The following is a 19,352-nucleotide window of genomic DNA, read 5'->3' as shown; positions in this document are numbered from 1 at the left end:
GTGGGGGAGGGCCGGCGTGGGGGGAAGGCCGGCGTGCTGCAGGTCCGTGCGGGCCTGGCGCCCCCGGCAGGAATCGAACCTGCATCTAGCGCTTAGGAGGCGCTCGTTCTATCCATTGAACTACGGCGGCACAGGGAGGGCGCATTGTAATTGCGCCCTCCCTGCGCCGCCGCCGGCGGCTGGACCGGCGGCACCCTGGTCGCGGCCTTCCTGCAGCGGGCAAAAAAAACCGCCGGGGGTGTCCCGGCGGAAAAACCTTGGAGAAAAAAGTCAATGAGCGGACGAGCCGCTCAGCCGGAGCGGGAGCTCAGAAGTCGTGCCGCACGCCCAGGGCGAACAGGCGGCGATCGGTGGTGATGGCGCCGGCGCCGTTCTCCACTTCGCCGTCGAGCATCGCGGCGTACAGGCGCGTGCGCTTGGACAGCGAGTACGTGCCACCGACCGAGAACGCCTTGCCCTTGGCGCTGGTGGCGCCGGCGGCCGTCTCGGACTTGCTCCACGCGTAGCCGGCCGTCAGCTCGAACGCGCCGAAGGGCACGGCGACGCCGACCGAGTACTCGTCGTCCTCGAGGCCCGCGCCGTTCTCGGCGCGCTGCCAGCCGCCCGACAGGCGCAGGGCATCGAACTTGTAGCTGGCCGACAGCGCGGTGTACTCGCGGTCGCTGGCCGGCGTCGCCTCGTGCTTCTGTTGCTGGAACCCCAGCCCCAGGTCCAGCGCGCCGGCGCGGTAGCGCAGGTTGTAGGCGGTGACGTCGCGCTTCTGCGCATCGTTCTCGTCGAGCGCGTAGCTCACGCCGGCGCTGAAGCCGCCCAGCGACGGGGTGTCGTAGCGCAGCATGTTGCTGGCGCGGCTGGAGTAGTCGCCGACGCCGGCGGTGTAGGCGATCTTGGTGGGCGAGAACTCCGAGTCCCACAGGTTGTTGACCACGGCCAGGTCGCGGATGTCGTCGAACGCGGTGTCGCTGCGGCCGGCCTTGAACGAGCCGAACCCGCCCGACAGGCCGACCCACGATTGGCGATCGAAGAAGCCGTTGCCGCCACCGACGACGCCGGTGTCGGCCGCCAGGGTGCCTTCCAGGTTGAAGTTGGCCTTGAGGCCGCCGCCGAGGTCCTCGGCGCCGCGCAGGCCGATCCGGCTGGTGCTGAGCTGGCCGCTGAACACCTGGGTGTTGCTGGCGCCGTTGATCTTCTCGGAACCGATGCCGGTGTCGATGCGGCCGTAGAGGGTGGCGCTGGACTGCGCCAGTGCGCTGCCTGCGCAGGCCAGGGCGGCCAGCGCGATCAGGCTGTTTTTCATGGGGTACTACTCCGTCTGCTGCTTCGTGCGGGGCCGTGGGCCCCGGCCGCCGGCACAACGCCGGTCGACATCCCCATTGCAGCGCGGCAGAGCTAAGACTTGATGACAGTCGTTGTCACAATGGCGGTTTTCCCTGAGCAAACAACAACCCGCACGCGAGGGCGGGGCTTGTCACAGGGGTGTCACGGGGGTGTGCGCAAGGCGCCGGCCATGTCGGCGCACGCGCGGAGTCCACGCCGGCGCGGAGCGCCGCAGGTGTGGGAATTTTGCGGGGGGTGCGCGTTGCGCTGGATACCCGCCTGCGCGGGGATGACTTCGGTGGCTCTGCAGCCGCCGCTGCTTCTCGGTGGGCTGTGGATCCCCGCCTTCGCGGGGATGACCTCGCTCATTGCATTGGCGAAGTCACTTCGACAGCAGGCGCATGGCCTCTTCGAGGCCCTTGATCGTCAGCGGGTACATCCGCTGGTTCATCAGCTGCTGGATCACGGCGATCGACTGGCGGTACTGCCAGACGCCCTGCGGCTCGGGGTTGATCCAGGCGAACTTGGGGAAGGCGTTGGTCAGGCGCTGCAGCCACTCGGCGCCGGCTTCCTCGTTGTTGTATTCGACGCTGCCGCCCGGCTGCAGGATCTCGTAGGGGCTCATGGTCGCGTCGCCCACGAAGACCAGCTTGTAGTCCTTGTTGTACTTGCGGATGATGTCCCACGTCGGGAACTTCTCCGAGAAGCGCCGGCGGTTGTTCTTCCACATGAAGTCGTAGACGCAGTTGTGGAAGTAGTAGAACTCCAGGTGCTTGAACTCCGCCTTGGCGGCCGAGAACAGCTCCTCGACGCGGTGGATGTGTTCGTCCATGGTGCCGCCCACGTCCATCAGCAGCAGCACCTTCACGTTGTTGTGCCGCTCCGGCACCATCTTGATGTCCAGCCAGCCGGCGTTGGCGGCGGTGGACTTGATGGTGTCGTCCAGGTCCAGTTCTTCCTCGGCGCCCTCGCGCGCGAACTTTCGCAGCCGGCGCAGCGCCACCTTGATGTTGCGCGTGCCCAGCTCCTGGCTGTCGTCGTAGTCCTTGTAGGCGCGCTGGTCCCAGACCTTGACCGCGCTGCGGTTGCGCCCCTTGTCCTGGCCGATGCGGATGCCCTGCGGGTTGTAGCCGTAGGCGCCGAACGGCGAGGTGCCGCCGGTGCCGATCCACTTGCTGCCGCCCTCGTGGCGCTCCTTCTGCTCCTCGAAGCGCTTCTTCAGCGTCTCCATCAGCTCGTCCCAGCCCATCTTCTCGATCTTCGCCTTGTCCTCCGGCGACAGCTCGAGTTCCAGGTTCTTGCGCAGCCACTCGAGCGGGACGTCCTTGGTGAAGTCGGCCAGCAGCTCGACGCCCTTGAAGTAGGCGGCAAAGGCGCGGTCGAACTTGTCGTAGTGCTTCTCGTCCTTGACCAGCGCGGTGCGCGACAGGTAGTAGAAGTCGTCGACCGAGTAGCCGTCCTCGCTGGTCGGGCCGACCACGCCGGCCTGCAGTGCCTCCAGCAGGGTGAGGTACTCCTTGACCGAGACCGGCAGCTTGGCGCTGCGCAGGGTGTAGAAGAAGTCGATCAGCATCGCAGGCCTTTCCGGTCAGGCGCGCGGGCGCTCCAGTTGGTACTGCAGGTGGGCCTTGACCTCGGGCCATTCCCCGGCCGCGAGGCTGTACATCACCGTATCACGGACCGTGCCGTCGCGCCGTAACGCATGGTGGCGCAGCACGCCGTCCTTGCGCGCGCCCAGCCGCTCGATGGCGCGCTGGCTGGCGAAGTTGTCCTTGTCGGTGCGCCAGCCTACGAACTGCGCCCCCAGCACCTCGAAGGCATGGGTCAGCAGCAGCAGCTTGCAGGTGGTGTTGACGTGGGTGCGCTGGCAGCGCGCGGCGTACCAGGTGTAGCCGATCTCCAGCCGCTCGACCGCCGGCACGATGTCGTGGTAGCGCGTGCTGCCGATCACCTGGCCGTCGGCGTCCAGCACCACGAAGGGCAGCATGTGGCCGGCGGCCTGGCCGGCCAGGGCGGTCTCGACGTACGCCGCTTCCTCGCCCGGCGCCGGCACCGAGGTGACCCGCAGTTTCCACAGTTCGCCGTCGCGCGCCGCGGCAGCCAGGCCGCTCGCATGGTCGCGCGTCATCGGCACCAGCCGCAGCCGCCGGTCGTGCAGGGTGCAGGGCTCGGGCGTCTTCATGGCTTGTCGTTGCGCCGCCGCGAGCGCAACCGGCGCGCCAGGGACAGGCCGATGCCGCCGCCCAGGCCGGCCAGCACGATGCCGCCGATGGCGCTGCCGCCGGAGCCCTGCGCCATGGGATCGAAGCCGAGCATGCGGCCGATCCGCCAGGCCAGCAGCGCCCCGGCCACGAACCCGATGGCGTCGGTCAGGCCCTCGATCAGCAGCGGATGCACCGGCCTGCCTTCAGCGGTTGTGCCGCTGCATGAACACCAGCTTCTCGAACAGGGTGACGTCCTGCTCGTTCTTCAGCAGCGCCCCGACCAGCGGCGGCACGGCGACCTTGTCGTCCTTGGACTGCAGCGCCTCGGTCGGGATGTCCTCGGCCATCAGCAGCTTGAGCCAGTCGAGCAGCTCCGAGGTGCTGGGCTTCTTCTTCAGCCCCGGCAGGTTGCGCACGTCGTAGAAGGTCTTCATCGCGGCCGACAGCAGCTCCTGCTTCAGGCCGGGGAAGTGCACGTCCACGATCTTCTTCATCGTGTCGGCGTCGGGGAACTTGATGTAGTGGAAGAAGCAGCGGCGCAGGAAGGCGTCGGGCAGCTCCTTCTCGTTGTTGGAGGTGATGAACACCAGCGGCCGGTGCCTGGCCTTCACCAGCTCGCGCGTCTCGTAGACGTAGAACTCCATCCGATCGAGCTCGCGCAGCAGGTCGTTGGGGAATTCGATGTCGGCCTTGTCGATCTCGTCGATCAGCAGCGCCACCGGCTGCTCGGCGCTGAAGGCCTGCCACAGCACGCCCTTGACGATGTAGTTGTGGATGTCCCTGACCTTCTCGTCGCCCAGCTGCGAGTCGCGCAGGCGCGAGACCGCGTCGTACTCGTACAGGCCCTGCTGCGCCTTGGTGGTGGACTTGATGTGCCACTGCAGCAGCGGCATGCCCAGCGCCTGCGCCACTTCCTCGGCCAGCATGGTCTTCCCGGTGCCCGGCTCGCCCTTGACCAGCAGCGGCCGCTTGAGCGTGATGGATGCATTGACCGCCAGCATCAGGTCCTGCGTGGCGACGTAGTTCTGTGAGCCTTGGAATTTCATGGGAAGGGACATCATCGGCGCTGTCGAGGTGCGCCCCTATAATCACCGGTTGATCTGGATCAGACGCTCGTCGATTGTGCGCTCAAAATGAATCAGTTGTTGACCACGCTCATGGCCCTCGTTGTCGCATCTGCGACGGGGTTTGCACACGCACAGGCCGCGCCTGCCGCTGCGGCGTCCGCCGGCGCGGTGCCGCTGCAGGCGCGCATCGCGATGTGCGTGGGCTGCCACAACATCCCGGGCTACCAGGCCAGCTTCCCCGAAGTGCACAAGGTGCCGATGATCGCCGGCCAGAGCGCCGCCTACATCGAAGCGGCCCTGGGCGCGTACAAGACCGGTGAGCGCCGGCACCCGACCATGCGAAGCATCGCCGATTCGCTGTCGGAGCAGGACATCAAGGAAATCGCGGCGTACTACGCCAAGCTCGGGACCGACGAACCCGTGGCCGAGCAGCCCAGCCGCCAGCCCGGCGCCCAGGTCGGCGCCCTGCTGCAGAAGGGCGCCTGCGTGTCGTGCCACGGCGCCAACTTCTCCAAGCCGATCGCCCCCAACTACCCCAAGATCGCCGGCCAGCACAGGGACTACCTGTTCGTCGCGCTGAAGTCGTACAAGGCCGATCCGAAGGGGCCTGTCGGCCGCGGCAACGCCGTCATGGGCGGCATCGCCAAGCAGTTCGGCAACGCCGAGCTCAAGGCCATGGCCGACTACATCGGCAGCCTCGACGGCGAACTGGAGACGGTGCCGGAGTCGCGCTTCCACAAATAAGCGCTTCGCACCAACAGGAAACAAGGCCCGCCTCCGGCGGGCCTTGTCCGTTGTGGGGGCGCCCTTGTCAGTCCTTGGTGGCCCGGCGCTGCACGCAGGCCACGTAGGCGTCGCCGTCGGGCGGGCGGCCGGCGCGCTGGCTTTCCCACAGCATCTGGCCCAGGCACTCCATGGCCTCGTGGTGGGCGTCGTGCAGCGAGCCGCGGCGCGCCGCCAGCAGCTCCACGGCCTGGCGGATGCCGCGCGGCTGGTCGATCGAGCACTGCTCGCTGATCGACAGGTGCATCGACAGGTGCAGGAAGGGGTTGGACTGGCCGTCGCCGCCGTCGTACACGCGCGCCACGGCGGCATCCGCGTCGGCCAGGTCGGGGTCGTACTCGGGATGCTCCAGCAGCCACTGGCTGGCCAGCGTCTGCAGCGCATCCAGCGGCTGGCCGGCGCGCGCCCGGGCGTGCACGTCGCAGAAGAAGCGCCGCACGTCCTGCTGTGAAGGATTGAACATGGGCCTAGGCTAACACCGGCACGGGTGGGCGAAAATCGTCGCTTCGCGCCGAATCCATATCGGCCCACCGGAGCCTCCATGAGCCAGCAAGCCTTCATCTGCGACGCCATCCGCACCCCCTTCGGGCGCTACGGCGGCGCCCTGTCCGCCGTGCGCACCGACGACCTGGCCGCGCTGCCGATCCGGGCGCTGATGGCGCGCAACCCCAAGGCCGACTGGCAGGCGGTCGGCGACGTGCTGTACGGCTGCGCCAACCAGGCCGGCGAGGACAACCGCAACGTGGCGCGCATGGCCGCGCTGCTGGCCGGACTGCCGATCGAGGTGCCCGGCGCCACCATCAACCGCCTGTGCGGCTCGGGCCTGGACGCGGTCGGCAGCGCCGCCCGCGCGATCAAGGCCGGCGAGGCAGCGCTGCTGATCGCCGGCGGCGTCGAGAGCATGAGCCGCGCGCCCTTCGTCATGCCCAAGGCCGAATCCGCCTTCTCGCGCAACAACGCGGTCTACGACACCACCATCGGCTGGCGCTTCGTCAACAAGCGGATGAAGGAGCAGTACGGCATCGATTCCATGCCCGAGACGGCGGAGAACGTGGCGGTCGAATTCGGCATCGAGCGCGAGGCCCAGGACCGCATGGCCCTGGCCTCCCAGCTCAAGGCGGTGGCGGCGCAGCAGGCCGGCTTCTTCGACGCCGAGATCACGCCGGTGACGATCCCGCAGAAGAAGGGCGACCCGGTGGTGGTGGCGAAGGACGAGCACCCGCGCGAGACCTCGCTGGAAGCGCTGGCCAGGCTCAAGGGCGTGGTGCGTCCGGACGGCACGGTGACCGCCGGCAACGCCAGCGGCGTCAACGACGGCGCCTGCGCCCTGCTGCTGGCCGACGAGGGCACGGCCGCCCGCCACGGCCTGGTGCCGCGCGCGCGGGTGGTCGGCATGGCCACCGCCGGCGTGCCGCCGCGCATCATGGGCATCGGGCCGGCGCCGGCCACGCAGAAGGTGCTGGCGCTCACCGGCCTGAAGCTGGAACAGATCGACGTCATCGAGCTGAACGAGGCGTTCGCCGCGCAAGGGCTGGCGGTGCTGCGCCAGCTCGGCCTGCGCGACGACGACCCACGGGTCAACCCGAACGGCGGCGCCATCGCGCTGGGCCATCCGCTTGGCGCCTCGGGCGCCCGCCTGGCGACCACCGCGGTGAACCAGCTGCACCGCAGCGGCGGCCGCTATGCGCTGTGCACCATGTGCATCGGCGTCGGCCAGGGCATCGCGCTGGTCCTCGAGCGGGTCTGAACCCGCCTTGGACTTCCCGCTGATCACCGACGCGGGCTTCTACGCGGTCGCGATTCCCGCCGTCCTGCTGCTGGGGATCAGCAAGAGCGGCTTCGGCGCCGGCTTCGGCTCGCTGGCGGTGCCGCTGATGGCGCTGTCGGTCACGGTGCCGCAGGCGGCGGCCATCCTGATGCCGCTGCTGTTCGTGATGGACGTGCTGGGCCTGCGCGCCTGGCGCGGCCACTTCGACTGGAAGCTGATCCGCTTCCTGCTGCCGTTCGGCCTGCTCGGCACCGTCGTCGGCACCCTGCTGTTCAAGCTGCTGGATGCGCGCCTGGTGGCCGGCATCGTGGGCGTCTTCACCCTGGTGTTCCTGGCCCAGCGGCTGCTGTTTCCACCCCGGCCCGACAGCCCGGCGCCGCCGACCTGGGTGGGCGCGCTGCTGACCACCACCTCCGGCTTCACCAGCTTCATTGCCCATGCGGGCGGGCCGCCGGTCAACGCCTACGTGCTGCCGATGCGGCTGGCGCCCACCGCTTACACGGCCTCGATGGCGGTGTTCTTCTTCGCCATCAACCTGAGCAAGTGGATCCCGTATGCCTGGCTGGGCCTGCTGGACCTGCGCAACATGGCGACCTCCGCCGTGCTGCTGCCGCTGGCGCCGGTCGGCGTGCTGGTCGGCGTCAAGCTGGCGCACCGCATCCAGCCCCGGCTGTTCTACCGGCTGGTCTACCTGGGCATGCTGCTGACCGGGCTGAAGCTGACCTGGGACGGCTTCCTGGCTGCTTGACCCGCCCGCAAGGGGCGGCTCATCCGTGCGGTTACCATGGCGCGCAAGCGGCCCTGCCCGAACATGGACCGCTCCCTTCGGAGGTGCCCATGCCGGTCGTGGTCGTTGCCAATCCCAAGGGCGGTGTCGGGAAGTCCACCGTCGCCACCCACATCGCGGGTCATTTCGCCAGCCAGGGTCATGCGGTCATGCTGGGCGACGCCGACCGCCAGCAATCGAGCCGGCTCTGGCTGAACCTGCGTCCACCGGCGGCCCGGCCCATCCAGGGCTGGGAGGTCGGCGACGGCAAGCTCGCCCGGCCACCCAAGGGCACGACCCACGTCGTGATCGACACCCCGGCCGGGCTGCACGGCAAGGAGCTGCGGGCGCTGCTCGAATCGGCCAGCAAGGTGGTGGTGCCGCTGTCGCCGAGCGTGTTCGACATCTTCGCCACCCGCGCCTTTTTGGATGAGTTGGCCGGGCACCACAAGACCAGCGGCCTGCCGGTGGCCATCGTCGGCAACCGGGTCGACCCCCGCACGCTGGCGGCCGATCAGCTGCAGGCCTTCGTCAAGGGCCTGGGCCTGCCGGTGCTCGGCGAGCTGCGGCCGACCCAGAACTACGTGCACCTGGCCGCCCGCGGGCTGACCGTGTTCGACCTGGCGCCGGCGCGGGTCGAGCGCGACCTCGCCCAGTGGGCGCCGATCACGCGCTGGCTCGACAGTTGAAGCCGGCGGCGGCGCTCGGGCGCGTCACCAAGCGACACAAAGTCAACTCAAGCGAAGTGCTCGCCGTACAAACTCGGCCGTTATAAACGGACGAACAACCACGAGCCCAACCATGTCCGCAGCCCTGAACCCCAACGCTTCCGCTTCCGCCACCCCCCCTTCCTCGCTGGCCGCGGTGCCCCGCGCCGTGTGGGTGATGGTGGGAACCCTGGCCCTGGCCACGGCCGGCCTAGCCGGCGCGCTGGTGATGCGTTCCATCGACAAGCCCGAGCCAACCCAGGTCGCGGCCGCGGCGCAGCTCGCGCCGACCCAGGTGGCCGGCCAGCAGCAGTTCGCCCCGGCTCAACCGCAGGCGGCCGCGCCGGCAGCCCAGCCCGAGCCGGCCCCCGCCCCGGCCAAGGTGGCGCGGCCGGCACCGCCCAAGCCGGCCCCGGTGCAGCAGGTCCATCGCCAGCCAGCCCCGGCGCCCGTGCAGCAGGCGCCGCAGGTCGTCGCGCAAGCGCCGGTCTATGCACCGCCGGCCCCGGTCCAGACCACCCGCGCGGCCATCTGCGCCACCTGCGGCACGGTGCTGGCCGTGCATGAGGTGAAGGAAAAGGGCCAGGGCACCGGCCTGGGCGCGGTCGGCGGCGCCCTGGTCGGTGGCCTGCTGGGCAACCAGGTCGGCGGCGGCAACGGCAAGAAGGCGATGGCCGTGGTCGGCGCCGTGGGCGGCGGACTGGCCGGCCACGAGGTCGAGAAGCGCGCGCGTTCCACCGTTGCCTACGACGTGCAGGTGCGCATGGAAGACGGCAGCGTGCGCACCCTGCGCCGGTCCGAGCCGCTGGCCGTGGGTACCCCGGTGTTCGTCGAAGGCAGCGAGCTGCGTGTCGGCGGCCCCGGTGTCGGCAGCGTCCAGCCCGGCACCCTGCGTACCTCGGCGTCCGGCACCGGCGCCTGAATCCCCAAGCGGGTCGCGGGGCAGTGCGTAACTGACGCCCGCCTCCCGCCCGGCTCCGTTAGCGGCGCGTGCAGGGCCTGATCCGGCGCCGTCCGCCCAGCTTCAGACCCGGCTCGAGGAGCCGCCCGCCGCGCGGAACTCGCCCGGCGCCGCGCCCATCCGGGCCTTGAAGGCGCGCGCGAAGCTCTTCTCGTTGCGAAAGCCGGCCGCCACCGCCACCTGCTTGAGCGGCCGCGCCGTGCGCAGCAGCAGGTCGCGCGCGAGATCGAACCGCACCTCGTCCTTGAGCTGCTGCAGGCTGGCCCCTTCGGCCTTGAGCTGCCGGTGCAGGGTGCGCGCCGACAGGTGCAGCAGGCCGGCCACCGACTCGGCGCTGTGGCTGCGGCCGGGGTGGGCGGCCAGCGCCTGCCGCACCTGCGGCACCAGCAGCCGGTCGCGCCGGTACTGCAGCACCGTGACGCTCAGCGCACGCTGGCGCAGCAGCTGGCTCAGGGCCTTCTCGTCGCGCCGCAGCGGCAGGGCCAGGTAGCGGGCATCGAAGCGGATCGAAGCCGGCGCCTGGCCGAACGACAGCGGCCCGCCGGGGAACATGTGCGCATAGGCGTCGGCGTGGGGCGGCGCCGCGAACGGGAAGTCCGCCCCCTGCAGCGGGATGCGCGAGTCGACGTACCAGCAGGCCAGCCCATGCACGTTGCGCAGGATGAAGGCGATCGACAGCTCGCGGGCGGCCGGCTGCAGCGGCACGAGCTCGTGCAGGCGGACCACGGCGCTGTCGCCGGTGGTGGCCAGCTCGAGCCGGATGTCCGGGACCAGCAGGCCGTGGTGCCGGCACCAGCGGCCCAGCGCCACCCCCAGATCGGGCGCCGTGAGCGAGGCGCGCGCCAGCAGGCCGTAGCTGCCCCAGGGCAGCTTCCGGCTGAACGCACCCAGCCCTTCGTCGTCGAGCTCCTGCATGGCCGCGGCCGACAGCAGCTCCATCTGGCGTGCCGTCATGCGGCCTTGCGGCTGGCGCAATTGCGCTGGCGCGATCCGTGCCGTCCGCAGGGCCTCGTCCGGCGCTCCGCCGTAGCGCCGGTACGCGGCAACGATGGCTCGGGCAAAGGCGATGGGCGTGGCGGCGGCCGGGGCCGGCCCGGGCGCCCGCCCGGCGGCGGAAGACATGAGCTCAGTGTGGCACGATTTGCAACTCGCGCGGCAGCCGGGCGGCCGCGGGCTGGCGTAGTCTCCCGGGCTGCGGTCCGCTCCCGCGAGAAACACATGCCCGTTCTGGAAACCCAACTCAATCCCCGCTCCGCCGAATTCCAGGCCCATGCGCAGGCCATGCGCGAACTGGTCGCCGACCTGCAGGCACAGGTCGCGCGGCACGCGCTCGGCGGCGGCGAGGCGGCGCGCGCCAAGCACACCGCGCGCGGCAAGCTGCTGCCGCGCGACCGCGTGCAGATGCTGCTGGATCCCGGCACGCCGTTCCTGGAGCTGTCGCCGATGGCGGCGCACGGCATGTACGACGATGCCGCGCCCAGCGCCGGGGTCATCACCGGCATCGGCCGGGTGGGCGGCCGCGAGGTGGTGATCGTCTGCAACGACGCCACCGTCAAGGGCGGCACCTACTACCCGCTGACCGTCAAGAAGCACCTGCGGGCGCAGGAGATCGCCCTGCAGAACCGGCTGCCCTGCATCTACCTGGTCGATTCGGGCGGCGCCAACCTGCCCAACCAGGACGAGGTGTTCCCCGACCGCGAGCACTTCGGCCGCATCTTCTACAACCAGGCCAACCTGTCGGCCCAGGGCATCGCCCAGATCGCCGTGGTGATGGGCTCGTGCACCGCCGGCGGCGCCTACGTGCCGGCGATGAGCGACGAGGCCATCATCGTGAAGAACCAGGGCACCATCTTCCTGGGCGGGCCGCCGCTGGTGAAGGCCGCCATCGGCGAAGTGGTGTCGGCCGAGGACCTGGGCGGCGGCGACGTGCACACGCGGCTGTCCGGCGTGGCCGACCACCTGGCGCACAACGACCTGCACGCGCTGTCGCTGGCGCGGCAGGCGGTGGCCACGCTCGGCGGCGACAAGGCGCTGCCGGCGCAGGCGCGCGAGCCGCGCCCGCCGAAGTACGACCCGCAGGAGCTGCACGGCGTGGTGCCCAGCGACACGCGCAAGCCCTACGACGTGCGCGAGATCATCGCCCGCATCGTCGACGGCTCCGAGTTCCACGAGTTCAAGGCGCGCTTCGGCACCACCCTGGTGTGCGGCTTCGCCCACATCGAGGGCCTGCCGGTGGGCATCGTCGCCAACAACGGCATCCTGTTCTCGGAGAGCGCGCAGAAGGGCGCCCACTTCATCGAGCTGTGCTGCCAGCGCAAGGTGCCGCTGGTGTTCCTGCAGAACATCACCGGTTTCATGGTCGGGCGCAAGTACGAGAACGAGGGCATCGCCCGGCACGGCGCCAAGATGGTGACGGCGGTGGCCACCGCGCAGGTGCCCAAGTTCACGGTGATCATCGGCGGCAGCTTCGGCGCCGGCAACTACGGCATGTGCGGCCGGGCCTACTCGCCGCGCTTCCTGTGGATGTGGCCGAACGCGCGCATCTCGGTGATGGGCGGCGAGCAGGCCGCCAGCGTGCTGGCCACCGTCAAGCGCGACGGCATCGAGTCGCGCGGCGGCAACTGGGGCGCCGACGAGGAAGAAGCCTTCCGCGCGCCGATCCGCGAGCAGTACGAAGCCCAGGGCCATCCCTACTACGCCACCGCCCGCCTGTGGGACGATGGCGTGATCGACCCGGCCGACACCCGCCGCGTGCTGGCGCTGGGCCTGTCGGCCGCGCTCAACGCGCCGATCGGCGAGCCGAAGTTCGGCGTGTTCCGGATGTAGGGCTGCTCCGCGTCCGCGGCGCGAACCCGCCCACCACGAACTGGAAAGGACCCCGATGAAGCACCTGCTCCTGACCACCGCCGGCGGCGTGACCACGCTCACGCTCAACCGGCCCGAGATGCGCAACGCCTTCAACGACGAGGTGATCACCGAGCTCACCGCCGTCCTGCTGGAGCTGGGCAAGCGGCCCGAGGTGCGCTGCGTCGTGCTGGCCGGCAGCGGCAGCGCGTTCTGTGCCGGCGCCGACCTGAACTGGATGAAGCGCGTGGCCGACTACACGCGCGAGCAGAACATCGAGGACGCCAGCGGCATGGCGCGCATGCTGGAGGTGCTGTACCGGCTGCCCCAGCCGACCATCGCCCGCATCCACGGCGACGTCTATGCCGGCGGCATGGGGCTGGTCAGCGCCTGCGACATGGCGGTGGCGGTGGACAGCGCGCACTTCTGCCTGAGCGAAGTGAAGCTGGGGCTGATCCCGGCGACGATCAGCCCGTACGTGATCCGCGCCATGGGCGCGCGCGCGGCGCACCGCTGGTTCCTCACCGCCGAGCGCTTCGGCGCCGCCGAGGCGCACCGCCTGGGCCTGGTGCACGAGGTCGTGCCCGCGGCCCAGCTCGACGCCAAGGTCGCCGAGCTGGCGCAGGCGCTGGTCCAGGCCGGGCCGGCGGCCGTCAAGGCCTGCAAGGCGCTGGTGCACGACGTCGCCGGTCACGAGATCAGCGCCGGCTTGATCCGCCGCACGGTGGAGGGCATCGCCGACATCCGCGCCAGCGACGAGGCGCGCGAAGGCCTGCGCTCCTTCCTGGAAAAGCGCAAGCCCGGCTGGCTGCTGCCGCAGGGGTGATGGTCCGGCACTGCCAATGGACGGCATCCCCGCCCTGATCGACCCTCCGCAGTTCCTGGCGCTGGCGGCGGCGCTGGGCTTTGCCAGCGGTTTCCGGCTGTACGCGGCGGTGTTCTTCACCGGACTGGCCGGCTTCATGGGCTGGATCGAGCTGCCGGCCGGCCTGCACGTGCTGCAGCACCCGGCCGTGCTGGGCGCCAGCGGCTTCATGCTGTTCGTCGAGTTCTTCGCCGACAAGATCCCGTACCTGGATTCGGCCTGGGATGCGGTCCACACCGTGATCCGCATTCCCGCCGGTGCCGCGCTGGCGGCGGGCGCGCTGGGCGCCGACAGCACGGCGATGGCCTGGATCGCGGCGCTGGTGGGCGGCGGGCTGGCCGCCACCAGCCATGCCACCAAGATGACCACGCGCGCCGCGGTCAACACCTCGCCGGAGCCGTTCTCCAACATGGCGGTGTCGCTGTTCGAGGACGGCTGGGTGGTGTTCCTGCTGTGGCTGTCGGCCACCCACCCGGCCATCTTCACCGTGGTGCTGGTCGTGAGCGTGATCGCGGCCCTCGTGCTGCTGGTGCTGCTGCTGAAGTTCCTGCAAGCCGTGGCGCGCGAGTTGCGTGACTTTTTCGCCGGGCGCCGCGCGCCCCGGCTGCCTTGAGAAGAAAACCATGTTCAAGAAGATCCTGATTGCCAACCGGGGAGAGATTGCTTGCCGGGTCGCATCGACCGCACGCCGACTGGGCGTGAAGACGGTGGCCGTGTACTCGGAAGCGGACGCCAGTGCCAAGCACGTCGCGGCCTGCGACGAGGCCGTGCTGATCGGCGGCCCGGCGCCCAAGGACAGCTACCTGCGCTGGGACCGCATCCTGGAGGCGGCGCGCGCCAGCGGCGCCCAGGCCATCCATCCCGGCTACGGCTTCCTGAGCGAGAACGAGGACTTCGCCAACGCCTGCGCCGAAGCGGGGCTGGTGTTCATCGGCCCGCCCGCCTCGGCGATCCAGGCCATGGGCCTGAAGGCCGAGTCCAAGCGGCTGATGGAGCAGGCCGGCGTGCCGCTGGTGCCGGGCTACCACGGCGCCGGGCAGGACGCCGCCCTGCTGCAGCGCGAAGCCGACCGGATCGGCTACCCGGTGCTGATCAAGGCCAGCGCCGGCGGCGGCGGCAAGGGCATGCGGGCGGTCGACAGGCCCGAGGACTTCGAGGCGGCGCTGGCGTCCTGCCAGCGCGAGGCGCGCAACAGCTTCGGCAGCGACGCCGTGCTGGTCGAGAAGTACGTGCAGCGGCCGCGCCACATCGAGATCCAGGTGTTCGGCGACAGCCATGGCAACCTGGTGTACCTGTTCGAGCGGGACTGCTCGGTGCAGCGGCGCCACCAGAAGGTGCTGGAGGAAGCGCCCGCGCCCGGCATGACGCCGCAGCTGCGCCAGCGCATGGGCGAGGCCGCGGTGGCGGCGGCGCGCGCGGTCGGCTATGTCGGCGCCGGCACCGTGGAGTTCATCGTCGAGCAGGGCGCCGGGGGCGAGATGGCGTTCTTCTTCATGGAGATGAACACCCGGCTGCAGGTCGAGCACCCGGTGACCGAAGCGATCACCGGGCTGGACCTGGTCGAGTGGCAGCTGCGGGTGGCGGCCGGCGAGCCGCTGCCGCTCAAGCAGGAGGACCTGCGCATCCACGGCCATGCCATCGAGGCGCGCATCTGCGCCGAGAACCCGGACAACAATTTCCTGCCGTCCACCGGCCAGCTGCGGGTCTACCGGACGCCGGAGGCGACCGAGTTCCTGGCGCGCGAAGGCGTGCCGCGCATCGATTCCGGCGTGCGCGAAGGCGACCCGATCACGCCCTTCTACGACTCCATGATCGCCAAGCTGATCGTGCACGGCGACACCCGCGAGCAGGCGCTGGCGCGGCTGGACGAGGCGCTGGCGCGCATGCACATCGTCGGCCTGGCCACCAACGTGCAGTTCCTGCGCCACGTGGTGAAGAGCCGCTCGTTCGCGCAGGCCGACCTGGACACCGCGCTGATCCCGCGCGAGCAGGCCGCGCTGTTCGGGCAGGAGCCGGTCGGCTTCGCCACCGCCGCGGCCGCGGCCGTCGCCAGCACCCTGCTGCGCGAGCGGGCGGACGAGGGCTCCGACCCGTTCAGCCGGCGCGACGGCTGGCGCGCCTGGGGCGACGCCACGCGTCGCTTCGGCTTCGAGTTCGGCGGCGAGCCGCGCGAGGCCGAGCTGGCCTGGCGCCGCGACGGCTCCCTGCACCTGAGCGCCGACGGCGTTACCGGTCCGCTGTCGTTCAGCGTGGCGGACGGCGGCGCGGTCGACCTGCAGTTCGCCGGCCACCGCACGCGGGCCCATGTCTACGCACAGGGCGAGACCGACCACGTCTTCACGCCGCAGGGCGCCGCCCAGATCGTGGCACTGGACCTGCTGGCCCATGCGGGCGAGGGCGAATCCGAAGGCGGCCGGCTGACCGCGCCCATGCCGGGCAAGGTGGTCTCCTTTGCCGTGAAGGCCGGCGACGCCGTGCAGAAGGGCCAGGCGCTGGCGGTGCTGGAGGCGATGAAGATGGAGCACACCATCGCGGCGCCGGCCGACGGCACGGTGGCCGAGCTGCTGTACGCCCCGGGCGACCAGGTGGCCGAGGGCGCCGAGCTGCTGCGTTTGGCTGCGGCGTAGAGGCGCCACCGGGCGCCGACAATCGCCGCATGCGAATCCTGTTCCATTCGCCGGCCCACAAGGCCGGCCCCTGGCTCGACGGGCTGCAGGCCGCCCTGCCCGAGGCCGAAGTCGCCGAGTGGCAGCCCGGCGTGCCGCCGGCGGACTACGCGGTCGTGTGGTCGCCGCTGCAGCAGCTGGTGGACGACCAGCCGCGGCTGAAAGCCCTGTTCAACATGGGCGCCGGCGTCGATGCGCTGCTGAAGCTGAGGCTGCCGGCGCACACGCAGGTGGTCCGGCTCGACGACGCCGGCATGTCGGTGCAGATGGCCGAGTTCGTCTGCCAGGCGGTGGTCCGCCATTTCCGCGAGCTCGACGCCTACGAGGCCGACATGCGCGCCGGCCGGTGGTCGTTCCGCCGGCCGCGCCTGCGCGCGGAATGGCCGGTCGGCATCATGGGCCTGGGCGTGCTCGGCGCGCGGGTGGCGCGGGCGCTGCAGGGCTTCGAGTACACCGTCCACGGCTGGAGCCGTTCGCCCAAGGCCATCGACGGCGTGCGCTGCTTCGCCGGCCGCGAGCAGCTCCAGGACTTCCTGGCGGCCAGCCGGATCCTGGTCTGCCTGCTGCCGCTGACGCCCGACACCCGGGACATCCTCAACCGCGACACGCTGGGGCGGATGATGCCCGGCGGCTACCTGGTCAACGTGGCGCGCGGCGGCCACCTGGTCGAGCCCGACCTGCTCGAGCTGCTCGACCGAGGCCAGCTCGCCGGCGCCACGCTGGACGTGTTGCGCGAGGAGCCGCCGCCGCCGGAGCACCCGTTCTGGGGCCACCCCAGGATCACGCTGACCCCGCACACCTCGGCGCGCACCCTGCGCGACGAGAGCATCGCCCAGATCGCCGGCAAGATCCGTGCACTCGAGCGCGGCGAGCCCGTGGCCGGCGTGGTTGACCGCGAGAAGGGATACTGAAAGCCATGAAGCTGCCATCCAGAGTCAAGATCGTCGACGTCGGCCCGCGCGACGGGCTGCAGAACGAGAAGGGCCAGGTGCCCGCCGAAGTCAAGATCGGGCTGGTGCACCGCTTGCAGGACGCCGGCCTGAAGGAGATCGAGGTCACCAGCTTCGTCTCGCCCAAGTGGGTGCCGCAGATGGCCGACGCCGCCGAGGTGATGGCCGGCATCCAGCGCCGCCCGGACGTGCGCTACTCGGTGCTGACGCCCAACCTGAAGGGCTTCGAGGCCGCGCTGCCGAGCCGCCCCGATGAGATCGTGGTGTTCGGCGCCGCCAGCGAGGCCTTCAGCCGCAAGAACATCAACTGCTCGATCGCCGAGAGCATCGAGCGCTTCGCACCGGTGGTGGAAGCGGCGCGGGCCCAAGGCATCCATGTTCGCGGCGCGATCTCCACCGCGGTCGGCTGTCCCTACGAGGGCGAGGTCGCGCCCGAGCGGGTCGAGATGGTGGCGCGCCTGATGCAGCAGATCGGCGTGCAGCACGTCGGCGTGGCCGACACCATTGGCGTCGGCACGCCGCGCAAGGTGCAGGCCGCCATGGAAGCGGCACTGAAGCACTACGCCATCGACGACGTCTCCGGCCACTTCCACGACACCTACGGCCAGGCGCTGGGCAACACGCTGGCCTGCCTGGAGATGGGCATCTGGCAGTACGACACCTCGTCCGCCGGGCTGGGCGGCTGCCCCTACGCGAAGGGCGCCACCGGCAACGTCGCCACCGAGGACGTGGTCTACCTGCTGCACGGGCTGGGCATCGAGACCGGCATCGACCTGGACAAGCTGGTCGATGCGGGCAAGTACATCAGCGATTTCCTGCAGCGCCAGCCGAATTCCCGCGCGGCGACGGCGATCCTCAACAAGAGGATCGGCTGATGTGCGGCGCTGAATTGAATGCACTTCCCGAAGGCGTCCAGCGGGTCGCCCGCCTGCTGCAGGACAAGGGCCACCCGCACGCGCCCGTGATGCTGGACGACGCGGCGCGCACGGCGCAGCAGGCGGCCGACGCGCTGGGCATCGCGGTCGGCCAGATCGCCAAGAGCATCATCTTCCGCCGCAAGTCGGACGACGCGGCGGTGCTGGTGGTGACCTCGGGCGACCGGCGCGTGGACGAGAAGAAGGTCGATGCGCTGGTCGGCAAGACCGGCCGCGCCGATGCCGACTTCGTCAAGTCGCGCACCGGCTACTCGATCGGCGGCGTGTCGCCGGTCGGCCACGCGCAGCCGCCGGTGACGCTGATCGACCGCGAACTGTTCCGCTTCGACGAGATCTGGGCCGCGGCCGGCCACCCGCACGGCGTCTTCCGGCTGCGGCCGCAGGACCTGGAGCGCCTCACGGGCGCGCCGGTCGCCGACGTGGTGCAGGAGCCCGCGGCGTGACGTCGTCCGCCGCCAGGCAGGTGCGGCGCAAGCTGCGCGAAGTCGCCGCGCTGCCGCCCGGGCAGCCGGTGCCTTCGCCCTGCGTCTGCATCTGCCGCATCGACCCGCGCACCGGGCTGTGCGACGGCTGCCTGCGCACCATCGACGAGGTCGCCGGCTGGACGTCCCTGGACGACGCCGGCAAGCGCGCGGTGTGGCAGCGCCTCGGCGAGCGCGCCGCGGCGCAGTCATCCCAGCCCTCCGGAGAGCCGACCGCATGAAGACCCTCACCTTCTACCTCGACTTCATCTCGCCGTACGCGTACCTCGCCTTCGAACGGTTGCCGCAGGCGCTGCAGGGCCTGAGCTACCAGGTCGAGTACCGGCCGGTGCTGTTCGCCGGCCTGCTCAAGCACCACGGCCAGCTCGGCCCGGCTGAGATCGCCGGCAAGCGCGAGTGGACCTACCGGCAGGTGCTGTGGCTCGCGCATGCCCAGGGCGTGCCGATGCAGATGCCGGCGGCGCACCCCTTCAACCCGCTCGGCCTGCTGCGGCTGGCGCTGGCCTGCGGCCCCAACCGCTATGTCTGCGAGACGCTGTTCCGGCACGTCTGGCGCGGCGGCGCGGATGCGGCCGATGCGGCGCGGCTGCAGGCCTTGCAGCGGCAGCTGGCGCCGGCGCGCGATCCGGGCAGCGATGAAGTCAAGAACGAATTGAAACAGGCGACCCAGGCCGCGATCGAGCGCGGCCTGTTCGGGGTGCCGACGCTGGCCGTCGACGACAAGCTGTTCTGGGGCTTCGACGCGTTGCCGATGCTGCGGGCCTACCTGGAAGGCGACGACTGGTTCGCCGCGAACTGGGACCGCGTGGCGCAGTCGGTCGACGGCAGCAGCATGTCATCCCGGCGAAAGCCGGGAACAATCGCCGGCTGACCGAACACGCGCCAGCCACGTCCGGCGCGCGGAAGTTGGATGGCGGGGCAAGCCGCCATGACACCGAAGGGCCGCGGCTGGCTTCCGTCGCCCCCCAGAGCCCCTTGCCCGGCCTCGGCCGGGGGCTCATCCCTAGAATGTTCCGCCTTCGACGAGAACACGGCCA

21 protein-coding genes and 1 tRNA gene are annotated in these 19,352 nt (G+C 70.7%); 14 read left to right on the top strand and 8 right to left on the bottom strand.

From position 1 onward, the window contains the following. Positions 1 to 55: 55 nt before the first annotated feature. The 6 genes from PE066_RS09240 to PE066_RS09215 form a co-directional block, all read right to left on the bottom strand. Positions 56 to 130 (bottom strand) — tRNA-Arg (locus tag PE066_RS09240). Between the two features lie 177 nt (positions 131 to 307). Continuing rightward, the gene (locus tag PE066_RS09235) at positions 308 to 1,297 is read right to left on the bottom strand and encodes a porin (protein ID WP_271236256.1); all 990 of its coding nucleotides are present in this window, start codon (positions 1,295 to 1,297) and stop codon (positions 308 to 310) included. A 402-nt stretch (positions 1,298 to 1,699) separates the two neighbouring features. Further along, positions 1,700 to 2,890: a vWA domain-containing protein gene (locus tag PE066_RS09230; protein ID WP_271236255.1), complete on the bottom strand. Its 1,191-nt coding sequence runs from the start codon at positions 2,888 to 2,890 to the stop codon at positions 1,700 to 1,702. Between the two features lie 15 nt (positions 2,891 to 2,905). Beyond that, a complete protein-coding gene (locus PE066_RS09225) occupies positions 2,906 to 3,499 on the bottom strand; it encodes a GNAT family N-acetyltransferase (protein ID WP_271236254.1) in 594 nt (197 codons plus the stop codon). Continuing rightward, positions 3,496 to 3,714, bottom strand: a complete 219-nt coding sequence (locus PE066_RS09220) for a hypothetical protein (RefSeq protein ID WP_271236253.1) — start codon at positions 3,712 to 3,714, stop codon at positions 3,496 to 3,498. Before PE066_RS09220 ends, PE066_RS09225 begins: the two co-directional genes overlap by 4 nt. A gap of 10 nt (positions 3,715 to 3,724) precedes the next feature. Further along, entirely contained in the window at positions 3,725 to 4,567 is an 843-nt protein-coding gene (locus PE066_RS09215; protein WP_271236252.1) for an AAA family ATPase, read from the bottom strand. Between the two features lie 87 nt (positions 4,568 to 4,654). Between PE066_RS09215 and PE066_RS09210 the strand changes: the two genes are divergently transcribed. Then, the gene (locus tag PE066_RS09210; RefSeq protein ID WP_271236251.1) at positions 4,655 to 5,332 is read left to right on the top strand and encodes a c-type cytochrome; all 678 of its coding nucleotides are present in this window, start codon (positions 4,655 to 4,657) and stop codon (positions 5,330 to 5,332) included. Positions 5,333 to 5,399: 67 nt separating this feature from the next. On the opposite strand, the gene PE066_RS09205 is transcribed toward PE066_RS09210, so the two are convergent. Further along, positions 5,400 to 5,834 carry a DUF1841 family protein gene (locus PE066_RS09205; protein WP_271236250.1) on the bottom strand — a complete coding sequence of 145 codons (435 nt, stop codon included), beginning with the start codon at positions 5,832 to 5,834 and terminating at the stop codon, positions 5,400 to 5,402. Positions 5,835 to 5,912: 78 nt separating this feature from the next. Between PE066_RS09205 and pcaF the strand changes: the two genes are divergently transcribed. The 4 genes from pcaF (at position 5,913) to PE066_RS09185 (ending at position 9,534) form a co-directional block, all read left to right on the top strand. After that, positions 5,913 to 7,118: a 3-oxoadipyl-CoA thiolase gene (gene pcaF, locus PE066_RS09200; protein WP_271236249.1), complete on the top strand. Its 1,206-nt coding sequence runs from the start codon at positions 5,913 to 5,915 to the stop codon at positions 7,116 to 7,118. Between the two features lie 7 nt (positions 7,119 to 7,125). Then, the gene (locus PE066_RS09195; RefSeq protein ID WP_271236248.1) at positions 7,126 to 7,887 is read left to right on the top strand and encodes a sulfite exporter TauE/SafE family protein; all 762 of its coding nucleotides are present in this window, start codon (positions 7,126 to 7,128) and stop codon (positions 7,885 to 7,887) included. A gap of 89 nt (positions 7,888 to 7,976) precedes the next feature. Then, the gene (locus PE066_RS09190; RefSeq protein ID WP_271236247.1) at positions 7,977 to 8,594 is read left to right on the top strand and encodes a ParA family protein; all 618 of its coding nucleotides are present in this window, start codon (positions 7,977 to 7,979) and stop codon (positions 8,592 to 8,594) included. Between the two features lie 112 nt (positions 8,595 to 8,706). Continuing rightward, positions 8,707 to 9,534, top strand: coding sequence for a glycine zipper 2TM domain-containing protein (locus tag PE066_RS09185; protein WP_271236246.1), 828 nt, complete (start codon positions 8,707 to 8,709; stop codon positions 9,532 to 9,534). A gap of 102 nt (positions 9,535 to 9,636) precedes the next feature. On the opposite strand, the gene PE066_RS09180 is transcribed toward PE066_RS09185, so the two are convergent. After that, positions 9,637 to 10,695 carry an AraC family transcriptional regulator gene (locus PE066_RS09180; protein WP_271236245.1) on the bottom strand — a complete coding sequence of 353 codons (1,059 nt, stop codon included), beginning with the start codon at positions 10,693 to 10,695 and terminating at the stop codon, positions 9,637 to 9,639. A 96-nt stretch (positions 10,696 to 10,791) separates the two neighbouring features. Between PE066_RS09180 and PE066_RS09175 the strand changes: the two genes are divergently transcribed. Genes PE066_RS09175 through PE066_RS09135 form a run of 9 tightly spaced genes read left to right on the top strand, consistent with a single transcriptional unit; the run spans position 10,792 to position 19,186 of the window. Next, entirely contained in the window at positions 10,792 to 12,399 is a 1,608-nt protein-coding gene (locus tag PE066_RS09175) for a carboxyl transferase domain-containing protein (RefSeq protein WP_271236244.1), read from the top strand. A 55-nt stretch (positions 12,400 to 12,454) separates the two neighbouring features. Then, complete coding sequence (locus PE066_RS09170; protein WP_271236243.1) at positions 12,455 to 13,243, top strand: enoyl-CoA hydratase/isomerase family protein; 789 nt, start codon at positions 12,455 to 12,457, stop codon at positions 13,241 to 13,243. 16 nt (positions 13,244 to 13,259) lie between these two features. Beyond that, positions 13,260 to 13,895 (top strand): DUF4126 domain-containing protein, encoded by a 636-nt coding sequence (locus tag PE066_RS09165; protein ID WP_271236242.1) that lies wholly within the window; start codon positions 13,260 to 13,262, stop codon positions 13,893 to 13,895. A gap of 10 nt (positions 13,896 to 13,905) precedes the next feature. After that, on the top strand, positions 13,906 to 15,909 hold the full coding sequence (locus PE066_RS09160) for an acetyl-CoA carboxylase biotin carboxylase subunit (protein ID WP_271236241.1): 2,004 nt from the start codon (positions 13,906 to 13,908) through the stop codon (positions 15,907 to 15,909). A 29-nt stretch (positions 15,910 to 15,938) separates the two neighbouring features. Continuing rightward, positions 15,939 to 16,859, top strand: coding sequence for a 2-hydroxyacid dehydrogenase (locus tag PE066_RS09155; protein ID WP_271236240.1), 921 nt, complete (start codon positions 15,939 to 15,941; stop codon positions 16,857 to 16,859). A 5-nt stretch (positions 16,860 to 16,864) separates the two neighbouring features. Beyond that, complete coding sequence (locus PE066_RS09150) at positions 16,865 to 17,773, top strand: hydroxymethylglutaryl-CoA lyase (protein ID WP_271236239.1); 909 nt, start codon at positions 16,865 to 16,867, stop codon at positions 17,771 to 17,773. Continuing rightward, on the top strand, positions 17,773 to 18,276 hold the full coding sequence (locus PE066_RS09145; protein ID WP_271236238.1) for a YbaK/EbsC family protein: 504 nt from the start codon (positions 17,773 to 17,775) through the stop codon (positions 18,274 to 18,276). Before PE066_RS09150 ends, PE066_RS09145 begins: the two co-directional genes overlap by 1 nt. Further along, positions 18,273 to 18,536 carry a DUF1289 domain-containing protein gene (locus PE066_RS09140; RefSeq protein ID WP_336298454.1) on the top strand — a complete coding sequence of 88 codons (264 nt, stop codon included), beginning with the start codon at positions 18,273 to 18,275 and terminating at the stop codon, positions 18,534 to 18,536. Before PE066_RS09145 ends, PE066_RS09140 begins: the two co-directional genes overlap by 4 nt. Further along, complete coding sequence (locus PE066_RS09135; RefSeq protein WP_271236237.1) at positions 18,533 to 19,186, top strand: 2-hydroxychromene-2-carboxylate isomerase; 654 nt, start codon at positions 18,533 to 18,535, stop codon at positions 19,184 to 19,186. Before PE066_RS09140 ends, PE066_RS09135 begins: the two co-directional genes overlap by 4 nt. Positions 19,187 to 19,352 lie beyond the last annotated feature (166 nt).

It is taken from the genome of Ramlibacter tataouinensis (assembly GCF_027941915.1).
Classification (GTDB): Bacteria; Pseudomonadota; Gammaproteobacteria; order Burkholderiales; family Burkholderiaceae_C; genus Ramlibacter; species Ramlibacter tataouinensis_C.
The sequence above is the reverse complement of the archived record's forward strand: the minus strand, read 5'-3'. Positions and strand labels throughout refer to the sequence as shown.